Origin of the sequence: Candidatus Aalborgicola defluviihabitans, assembly GCF_016705985.1 — a bacterium.
In the GTDB taxonomy this organism is placed as follows: Bacteria; Pseudomonadota; Gammaproteobacteria; order Burkholderiales; family Burkholderiaceae_C; genus Allorhodoferax; species Allorhodoferax defluviihabitans.
In genome coordinates this window covers 26,529-36,218 of record NZ_JADJKN010000003.1, presented here as the reverse complement: position 1 = coordinate 36,218, position 9,690 = coordinate 26,529, and the positions used below count along the sequence as shown (strand labels likewise).

The following is a 9,690-nucleotide window of genomic DNA, read 5'->3' as shown; positions in this document are numbered from 1 at the left end:
GATCTGAGCGATGGTTCCCGCTTCAGCCAACGTATTCGCCGACGCCGGCCCAGCAATTAACCCTACCCTGCGTTACACCTCCACACAGGCGCTGTACGAAGGCTTGCTGGCCAATGGCAACGATGTGGGCAGTGGTTCGCGCACTGTGCGCCAACTGGTCGTTGAGCGGCTCATCCACCCTGATTGCAACGAAGGTGCCCTCCCGGTCAAAATCGGTGTCATGACCGACTTTGGCCGAATTTATTCTCGATACGCTTACCACGAGAAATTCTGCAAAAACACTGGACGCACAACATGTCGCACCACATACGCCACAGGCACGCAGGAGCCGAGTTGCGTATTGTCGGCATGGGCAAGCTTGCGCACGAACTCAATGTATAGCGACATTGATCTCATCTATATCTACGACCAGGATGGGGAGACTCGGCAATGCCGAAGGCAGAAAACCGCGTATCCAACCGTGAATACTTCGGGCGTTGGCGTCAAGGCCATTTATGCGCTGGTGGGCGACACCACGGAGCATGGCTTCGTCTTTCGCTTCGACAAGGCGCTGCGCCCCAACGGTAACCCTGGACCTCCCGTGGCTTCGTTTGGGGAAAGTCGGAAGAGTATTTTCACGTTCAGGGGCGCGAGGAGAGAGCGTTTTTGCACCGCTCAAGAGCCGGGTGGTGGCCCCCACGTCGATTGGATCGGCCTGCGCGCTAATCGCAGCGGGCGATGCCTTTTGTGTTCCGGCGCCACCCGGACTACAACGTCTTTGAAGCGCCTGCGCGTGCTGCACCGCCAGATCCGCGACCACGCCACCAAGCGCAGCGCCGGCAAGCCCGAGCGCAACAACGACGTCAAACTCGCGCGGCGGTATCCGCGAGATCGAATTCACCGCTCAACCAAGCGGCAGGTGGTGGCAGGTGGCTGGTTCCCGAGTTGCAGCAATCGCTCCACGCAGAGCGCTTCGAAGTTACCGGGCCTGTGCTGGCTCGATGCCGCAGGCCACGGCCGAAGCATTGGGTCCCGGCGTATGTATTTTTGCGCCCGGTGGAGCACCGCATCCAGTACCCGGACGACCAGCAGACCTGTCGTGCTGCCCACGGCTGATCCTGAGCCTGAATGTGGATTGGTTTGGCCCGGACGCTGGGCTTTCAGCGAACTTGCGCCTTCTGGGTGAGCTTGACCGCCACCGTGAACTGGTCGCCCAGAGTTTGACGCTCCTGCTCGGTGGTGCCCGAAAGAATGCAAGGCTGTGGTGCGGTGCGGCAAAGGCTTCACCAGCACTAACGACTTCGACGCCCTACTGGCCCCACCACCGTTTGATGAGCGGGTGGCGATTTGTCACCACCCCGCGTCTTTGCCCCAGCGGCAACCCGCATGTTCAGCCCGGCTGGTACTACGCACAGCGCATGGTTGGCCGAGGCCGTGTCAGTGAAGACGCCGCAGTGGCTACCGACTGATTGAACCCTGCTGCGGCGCGAGAGTTATCTGGCTTTGCTACTGAGCGCCCTGTTGTGCATGAGCGCCTTCTGCATGCTGGGCGCTGCTCGCTGGCCTGCGCGCTACCTGTTCAAACACCCCGGCGTCATCGACGAACCGGCAGGCAACGCCCTGTTCGAGGAACTATTTGACCCCGCTGATTTTGAGCAGGAACTGGAACGACGATCAGTGCCTTGCAAAGCAGCGGCGAAGATGACGATGAGGCCCTGCTTGACTGCCGCGCCCGCCCACCATGCGGATGTGTTCCGCATTCCGGCGCGCGACGTGTGAAGGGACGCTTAACAGTAGAACAGGTTGTGACCCTCAGCGCCCGGCCGAAGCGGTATTGCGCGCCACCACCCGCTGGTGCTGGGAACGGCTGAAGAACTGCCACCGGCCGGAATGCTGCTTTGGCATCATTGCTCTACGGAAAACTGCAGGTAGGCAAGGAGTTGGCCATGGCAGGGATTTGACATTGTGTTTGTCTACGACGACCCGGATGACCGAGCCGGCGTGAAGCTTACGCAGCCCCGTGCGCAAGTTGATCAACTGGCTCACCGTGCCAGACCGGCGAAGTGGACTTGTACGAAATCGACACGGCCTTGCGCCCCAACGGCAATTCAGGGCCTTTGGTCACCAGTTTCGATGCCTATTCGAATTATCAACAGCAGCGTGGCAGCAATACGGCCTGACTTGGGAACACTAGTAAGCATGACCCGGCCCGCTGTGTACTGGGCGATGCCACGCTGCAGGCCCGCTTGATGCGATGCGCGAAGCTGTGATCAGCGCCGAGCGGGATAACCAGGTTGCTCGCAGAAATTGACAACATGCGCGACAAAGTACGCAGTGTTCACCCGGTGCGCGGGCGCTGTTTGACATCAAACACAGTCCCGGCGGCATGGTGGACATCGAGTTTGGTGTCCAGTTTCTGGTGCTATCCCAAGGCTACCGCCATCCTGAACTGCTGGCTAATGCCGGCAATATTGGTCTTGGCAACGTGCTCAAGCCTGCAGGCGGCCGCCGCCAGCACCGGTAGGCGATGAAGCCGCACAGGCCTACCGCAGCCTGCGCTAAATCCAGCACCGTGTCCGCCTCAATGAAGAAACCCACCCAGATTGAGGCGGTTGCTGGTCGCCCACGAACGCGCTGCTGGGCTGGCCTTGTGGGAGGTGGTTGGTTTGCTGCCGCATCCGCGCCCAGGCCGCCTAGTTGCTTGCACGGATGCGCTGCAGTAGGCGGGGTGGTTGAATAGCCTTCGCCAACAAAGGTAGCGCTGGCGTCCGCCCCAGCTGGCCATGCATCAGCGCGGTTTCCGGTAGCACATCCTGGGTCGTAGTCACCGCCTTTGACCAGAATGTCCGGTCGCAGCCCGCAATGATTTGGACCGTGTCCTCATCAAAACCAAGTAACCAAGTCAACGCACTGCTGGCTGGCCAGCGACAATGGCCCGGTCCATCTCCCGGGTTCAGCGGGCGATCTTCGCCTTTGCATAGCCGGCGCACCGAGGCGTCGGTTGGCAGCGCCACGATCAGGCTGCTACCCAGCGACCGGGCCTGCTTTCAGCATGACAGCGCCTCGGTGCAGCACGTCAAAACACCATTGGCGTAAACACCCAGGGGCGTGGCAGGCCGGATAGGTGTGTCAACAGGTCGCTGCGAATGCAGATTTTGGACAAAAAGGCGGGGTTGGTCGTGGGTGCGTGTATGATGACAATGTTAGCAGGCACCCTGCGGACGCAAGAGCGGCACCTCTGTGGCGATCTGCCGATGCGAAATCCCGAACCCACCCACTCACTCCACCTGCCCTTCGTTTTCCTGATGGAAAAGCGCCACTTCCTGATTGATTCTGCTATGAAGACCTTGCAGCTATAGTGCGACGCGGAGGCGGGGTTTGTACGTTGAAGCGGTCGATCTGAGTGCGGTCGTCATCTCCGCTTGTTAAGCACTAACCGGGAAAGCTGCTGACTGGAAATCGAGCCTGACGCCGGGGTTCCCACCCGTGCACGCAACGTTGCAGTCATGTTGCGGCAACCTGTGCAGCGGTATTCGCCCGTCGCCTCCAAAGCACCATTGGCGCGCGGTCAACTACCCGCTGGATAGTTGGCTGCTCCCGCATTCGCGGCATTTGTAAAAAGTCTTGAACGTGGTCGCCTGGGAGCCATGCACTTTAGTACCAGCGCACCGCTTGGGAAGTTCAAAAATGTAAAGTGGTGTGAGAAATGGCACGTTGTACTGGGGCGGCGCGGGAAAACCCGCTGTATCTCCGGAATCGCTTTGCAAGCTGACCTGTTGTATCAGCTTGTCGTCAAACGGACCAGGTTGGGGTAGTCGGTGCGCCAGTCGATCTGCGGGAATCGGAAATCCAGTACCCCAACGACAGCCCACGGCCATATCAGCCAGGCTGAAATGAATGCCACCGCAAAACGGCTTCTCGGCCAGGCCATGACTCATGGCTTTCACGGTGGCATGGACCTTGCCCAACTGGCGGTCTATCCAGGCCTGGCTGCGCTGGGCCTTGGTTCGCCCGGACCAGGTGGCTTCCAACCGCGCCAGAATGGCGGCGTCCATCAAGCCGTCGGCCAGGGCCTCCCAGGTCTTGATTTCGGCGCGCTCGCGGCCTACCGGCGGAATCAGCTTGCCCACGGGCGACAGGGTATCGAGGTACTCCACGATGACGCGGGAATCAAACAGGGCCTCGGCACCTTCCATGATCAGGCAAGGCACCTTGCCCAGAGGATTGGACTCGGAAATGGTCGTGTCGGCACTCCAGACGTCCTCGGGCACAAAGCGGTGTAGTCCAGTTTCTTCTCCGCCATGACGACGCGCACTTTGCGGACATAGGGGCTGGCGGTGGATCCGAGTAATTTCATGGGTGCTCAACTGTTTCAGGAACGGCCATTCTATCCATTGGGGGGTTACAGCAACCTGTCGGCAGCCCATGGTGGCGTACAACCTACAATTCGGGCATGACTTTCTCCTCCATTTCCGCCCTTTCCCCCCTGGACGGCCGCTATGCCGCCAAATTGGCCGCGTTGCGCCCCCTGATGAGCGAACAGGGCTATATGCACCGCCGCGTCCAAGTCGAAGTGGCCTGGCTCATCGCCCTGAGTGACGCAGGTTTTGCCGAATTCAAGCCTTTGACACCCGGAGCACGTACTTACTTGCTAGGCTTGGTAAAGAACTTCTCCGAAACCGACGGCGAGGCCATCAAGGCCATCGAGAAGACCACCAACCACGACGTGAAGGCGGTGGAGTACTGGATCAAGTCCAAATTCGAAGCCCGCCCCGAGTTGCTGGCGGCACAGGAATTTGTGCACTTTGCCTGCACCAGCGAAGACATCAACAACACCAGCCACGCCCTGCAACTCAAGGGCGGGCGCGACCTGGTGCTGCTACGGCGCTGGACGCGGTCATCGCCAAGCTGCGCGCCATGGCCCATGCCTTTGCCGAGGTGCCCCTGCTCAGCCGTACCCACGGCCAGACCGCCAGCCCCACCACGGTGGGCAAGGAAGTCGCCAACGTCGTGGTGCGCCTGGCCGCTGCGCGCGACAAAATCGCTGCCGTCAAGATCATGGGCAAGATGAACGGTGCCGTGGGCAACTACAACGCCCACCTCTCGGCCTGGCCCGACTTCGATTGGGAGGCCTTTAGCCGCCGGGTCATCGAAACACCGGAACCCCTGGGCCTGGGCCTGACCTTCCAGCCCTACAGCATCCAGATCGAGCCGCACGACTACATGGCCGAGCTGTTCGACGCCATGGCCCGCGCCAACACCATCCTGATCGACTGGTCGCGCGATGTCTGGGGCTATGTGAGCCTGGGCTACTTCAAGCAAAAGCTCAAGGCCGGCGAGGTGGGCTCCAGCACCATGCCGCACAAGGTCAACCCCATCGACTTCGAAAACGCCGAGGGCAACCTGGGTCTGGCCAATGCGCTGCTCAAACACCTGAGCGAAAAGCTGCCCATCAGCCGCTGGCAACGCGACCTGACCGACAGCACCGTGCTGCGCAACATGGGCGTGGCGCTGGGTTATGCGGTGCTGGCCTACCAGTCGCTGCTGACCGGATTGAACAAGCTGGAGCTCAACGAGGCAGCCATTGCCACCGACCTGGACGCCTCGTGGGAAGTGCTGGCCGAGCCGATCCAGACCGTGATGCGCCGCTTTGGCCTGCCCCAGCCGTATGAACAGTTGAAGAAATTCACCCGTGTCGCGGCGATGACACGCGAGCTGATGCAGGGGTTTATTGCCGGTCTGGACATTCCCAGGCCGAAAAAGACCGCCTGCTGGCCATGACGCCGGGCAGCTACACGGGCATGGCCGCCGAGCTGGCGCAAGCGCGTCTGATGGCCCTCAAATCCACCATTTTCAAAGTCAATCTGCAGATTGCCGACATCGACCACGGCTACTACGCCGACCACGCGCTCACGCTGGCGCGCCACCCCAGCGAGACCGACGAGCGCATGATGATCCGGCTGGCGGCGCTGGCGTTGCAGGCCCACACACTGCAAGGTGTCTGCAACGGGGACGGCACGCTGGCATTCGGCGCGGGCCTGTCGGACCCGGAGGACCCGGACGTTTCCCTGACGGACTTCACTGGCCGCAAACGCGTGTGGATCGAAGTCGGCCAACCGGAAGACAAACCCCTGCAGAAAGCCTGCCAGAAGGCCGACCAGGTCGTGGTCTACGCCTTCAACCACGCGGCGGAAGTCTGGTGGAAGGGCATCGAAAACAAGCTGACCGCATGGACCGCCTGCAGGTCTGGCGGGTGCCCACGGAATCATCCCAGTCACTGGCCAGCTGTTGGCGCAGCGCAGCATGCAATTGCAAGCCACCATCCGGGAAAGCGTGCTGACCCTGGGAGATGAGAAAACCACGGTAGATCTGGAACCCATACGCTGGAAATAGGTGCTAGCCCTCGTCAAATAAGCTCAACCAGCTATTGATTTGATAGTGCACCAAACCCTTCAACGGCCCGGTCGGCGTATTTGTTGAAGCGCCGCCGTCCCCCTGTCCGTAATGCGTCGCCAGTGGCTCGCTTTTCCACCGGAGTCATTTGCGGCCAAAGCTGTACCTCCTCGAACGTGCGCCCGCAGCCCTTGGACACGGCATCCCCCGGCTGGTGGAACAAAATAGCAATGCAAGGTGTCGGGGTGGTGGCGTACCAAAGGCGCTATGCTGATAACGCCGCTTCGCGACATCTCGTCAACACGCATTACCCGTGAATAAACCATATGGGCGTAAATTTCTGCCAGTACGCGGGTATGACCTGGCAGCGAAATGCCATCAACCGAAGGTTCGTGCTGGCGCCAGTAGTTGATGGCCACCCCAGATCGGTGATGTGGATGTACGCCATTCAGGGTGGCGGCAAATCCAGCAGCGCGCGTTGTCTTGCGGTGGGTTCTGTCTGAATGCCAGCGCATGAACCGCCAGTTCCACGCCTTCGGCCAAGAAGATATGCTGAAACCACCTTGCGACAAAAACTTCATCAGCGACTTGTTAGTAAAACCCGTTTTGTGTGCATAGAAATCCTGTCCGCTGCTGACAATTTCGACTGGAAGCCCGCGTACATCACATCGTGTGCCGATATCGGACCAGCTGACTCATACAAAACGTCATCCAGATCGAGCGTGCCGTTTTGCACGGCTGCGATGACTTTGGCAATGTCGGGCACACGAATTTCGGCAAAATCCATCATCTTTCAATATATGCACAAACCCTGCAACACTTTTAACCTTCGTGGCGATAGTAATGTTCCGAAAGCGCGAGCAATACAACGCGTCATATTGACCCGGCTCCAACGACATAAGCCTCGCATCGCAAACCAGTCCGGATTGCCGCGCTCATCATCCAAAAGGTCATGTTGCCACCCGTCGAAATAGGCAGGGATCGGTATCAACTTGCTGTTCTCTCCAACGTTGAGAACCTTGTCCGACGAAGAAGAAGTTTGTAGCTTCGGTCACGACCGGAAGCTGCTCAGCCCGTCGGCGAGTAAAAAATACCGTTGATGGTTTCAATCAAGATTCCCAAAACGAATTACCCTTGCAAGTATTTGAAATCGCTATGAAGAGCGGCAACACACATTCTATATACGCACAAAGCCCCAATGATTAAGCATCCTCAACATGAGGTCCATAGCCGCTTAGAATGAACCGTTCCCCATGTCGGGGAGTGATGTCAAACTGGAAATTCACATGTTTAATTGGTTGAGCGCAAAAATGCTGGAAGCATTTGTTCGAACTGGCTGGAGTTGGTCACTGAGTTTGTGCCCAATGACCCAAGTTATGAAGCCAAACGTCAGTCCAAGGTCAACTATGCCAAAGAGAAGATGCTTAAGGAATTAAGCAATTCAAACAAGAAGAGATATTGAACTTCTACAAAACCGCCAAGCTTGAATGCTTTCTGGGACTTGAAGGATGCGGGTTACGACCAAAAGCTGGCAGATACGTTGGCGTCCTGATTCTGATTAACCTGCGCGCCCAGTAGCAAACCCATGCTTGATCGATTTCGCCAAGCCTTGCAGCGTCGGTCTGGATACGCCGACTGGTCAAAATACGCCAAAGCCAGCACCCGTAATCAACTCCGAATGCCGTGGACAGCTTGAGAACCAAAGGTAACGCGTTTCTGCAGACGAAAGTTGACTCACGCAGCAGAAGCCTGTTTTCGTGAGGCTCTAGACCACAAAAAGGACGACACGCGGACTTTGATTTGCCTTGGATATGTTTTAAAAGAACAGGCAGATCGGTTGAAGCCCGCATCGTATTGAAGCGCGCCACAAATCCAGTCAACACCGACCCGGAAGTATTCGAAGCGTTCTATTTACTGGGTGAGATCTGTGAAACACAAATCGACCTTGAAGACGCGAAGAAGCATTTCAAAACCAATCTGGTTTGAAAACCGATTTGCCAAGAGCCTGTGAAGACGTCGTACGAATACTGCGGCAACAAGGGCGGCCGAAAGAAGCAAGGAGTTTTTGGAAGAGCAAGTGCGCCTTTGCCCAGACAATACGACTACCGTCTCATGCTTGCCAAGCATGTACTGATGTTTTTGACTTTCAAGGCATGGTGGACCATCCATGGTGGCAGTTGCACGGGGCGTCAAAGACGCGTCGATCAACATGTTGCTTGGGGCCGCACTGTGCCGACTCGAACGCGAAGATGAGGCCCGGTCCCTTATTTTGAAATGGCGCAGGCAGCGGATCCATCGGTGTCCCAGGTAGCGTCGATTACCACCGAGGCTACTTTTACACGCGAAATGGAAATGCGCGCGCAGCAGTAGAACTATTGGATCAGTCAATCAAGCACTGCCGGACTACCTCCTGCGCACCTGTTGCTGCTGCTTAACTTGAGCCATACCGCGATAGAACTGAACCGGTCGTATAAAAGAAGCGGCTCAACACCCGCCCGTGCGGATGAAAGCACCTATCTACCACTACCAACCCCTGCCAGCGGAGGTTGCTGACATTGACACCAAGGTTCTGCGTGTTGGTTTTGTCTTCTGGAGAGTTTAGAGAACACCCGGTGTACCACTTTCTTGTCGGCATCTTGGAGCAAATTGACAAAACCCGATTCCATTTGGTCGCTTTTTCCAATAACCAGTTGGATGACGCACCAACCGCAACATTCAGGACACTGTTTTCTGAATGGACGATGTACAACATCTGAAATCTCGACGGCGCTGTCGCGGACCGCCGGTGCGGGAACAAAGAATCGATGTACTTTGATTTAGCGACATACAGGTGATGCAAGATTGCCGGTTTTTGCGCGCAAACCTGCCTCGGTGCAGTCGCCCTGCTGGCTACTTCGCCAGTAACGGCCTGGGATAAAACGATGGACTACATCATGCAGACGCCGCATGCGTACCCGAAGACTTTGGATGAGTGGTTCAGCGAAAAAGTTATTCGCCCACCCAGTACGCGGCTATGCATGACAACTCCACGGCCAACACGCCCAATCCTCGTAACACCAACTCCACGTAACCAAAACCAATGACCTCCGGGTCCTTTCAACAGGCTGCCAAGATCAATAGCCAAGTTGCGGTGTGGGCCAACGTCTTGGAATCCGTTCCACAATCCCGCTTACGGATTCAAACAAGGCCCTGGACAGTGCCACCATTGCCAACAAGCTCTGCGCAGATGACGCGGGCGGGCATCGACTTGACCCGCGTGGATTTGCTTGGGGCAATGGGTTGGAAGAATACCTTGAAGCCCACCGTGAAATCGATATC

Annotated in this window: 7 protein-coding genes and 4 pseudogenes; 7 read left to right on the top strand and 4 right to left on the bottom strand. The window is 57.7% G+C overall.

From position 1 onward, the window contains the following. Positions 1 to 10 precede the first annotated feature (10 nt). The 5 genes from IPI80_RS04750 (at position 11) to IPI80_RS04730 (ending at position 2,503) form a co-directional block, all read left to right on the top strand. Positions 11 to 1,165: a hypothetical protein gene (locus tag IPI80_RS04750; protein WP_413857694.1), complete on the top strand. Its 1,155-nt coding sequence runs from the start codon at positions 11 to 13 to the stop codon at positions 1,163 to 1,165. A 145-nt stretch (positions 1,166 to 1,310) separates the two neighbouring features. Next, complete coding sequence (locus tag IPI80_RS04745; RefSeq protein WP_413857691.1) at positions 1,311 to 1,448, top strand: hypothetical protein; 138 nt, start codon at positions 1,311 to 1,313, stop codon at positions 1,446 to 1,448. A gap of 34 nt (positions 1,449 to 1,482) precedes the next feature. Then, on the top strand, positions 1,483 to 1,758 hold the full coding sequence (locus IPI80_RS04740; protein ID WP_413857689.1) for a hypothetical protein: 276 nt from the start codon (positions 1,483 to 1,485) through the stop codon (positions 1,756 to 1,758). Positions 1,759 to 2,042: 284 nt separating this feature from the next. Then, entirely contained in the window at positions 2,043 to 2,159 is a 117-nt protein-coding gene (locus IPI80_RS04735; protein ID WP_413857687.1) for a hypothetical protein, read from the top strand. A 206-nt stretch (positions 2,160 to 2,365) separates the two neighbouring features. Beyond that, on the top strand, positions 2,366 to 2,503 hold the full coding sequence (locus IPI80_RS04730; RefSeq protein WP_413857684.1) for a hypothetical protein: 138 nt from the start codon (positions 2,366 to 2,368) through the stop codon (positions 2,501 to 2,503). Between the two features lie 1,243 nt (positions 2,504 to 3,746). Here IPI80_RS04730 and IPI80_RS04725 read toward each other — a convergent pair. Beyond that, a pseudogene (locus IPI80_RS04725) lies at positions 3,747 to 4,336 on the bottom strand (glutathione S-transferase family protein); the annotation flags it as partial. A 96-nt stretch (positions 4,337 to 4,432) separates the two neighbouring features. On the opposite strand from IPI80_RS04725, the pseudogene purB reads away from it, so the two are divergent. Together purB and IPI80_RS04715 are read left to right on the top strand one after the other, a co-directional pair. After that, a pseudogene (gene purB, locus IPI80_RS04720) lies at positions 4,433 to 5,801 on the top strand (adenylosuccinate lyase); the annotation flags it as partial. Between the two features lie 9 nt (positions 5,802 to 5,810). After that, positions 5,811 to 6,372: pseudogene (locus tag IPI80_RS04715) on the top strand (YaeQ family protein). 31 nt (positions 6,373 to 6,403) lie between these two features. On the opposite strand, the gene IPI80_RS04710 reads toward IPI80_RS04715, so the two are convergent. The 3 genes and pseudogenes from IPI80_RS04710 to IPI80_RS04700 form a co-directional block, all read right to left on the bottom strand. Next, the gene (locus IPI80_RS04710; protein WP_413857703.1) at positions 6,404 to 6,604 is read right to left on the bottom strand and encodes a DUF1289 domain-containing protein; all 201 of its coding nucleotides are present in this window, start codon (positions 6,602 to 6,604) and stop codon (positions 6,404 to 6,406) included. Between the two features lie 118 nt (positions 6,605 to 6,722). Further along, positions 6,723 to 6,887 (bottom strand): annotated as a pseudogene (locus tag IPI80_RS04705) (hypothetical protein); the annotation flags it as partial. 65 nt (positions 6,888 to 6,952) lie between these two features. Then, positions 6,953 to 7,159: a hypothetical protein gene (locus IPI80_RS04700; RefSeq protein ID WP_413857682.1), complete on the bottom strand. Its 207-nt coding sequence runs from the start codon at positions 7,157 to 7,159 to the stop codon at positions 6,953 to 6,955. Positions 7,160 to 9,690 lie beyond the last annotated feature (2,531 nt).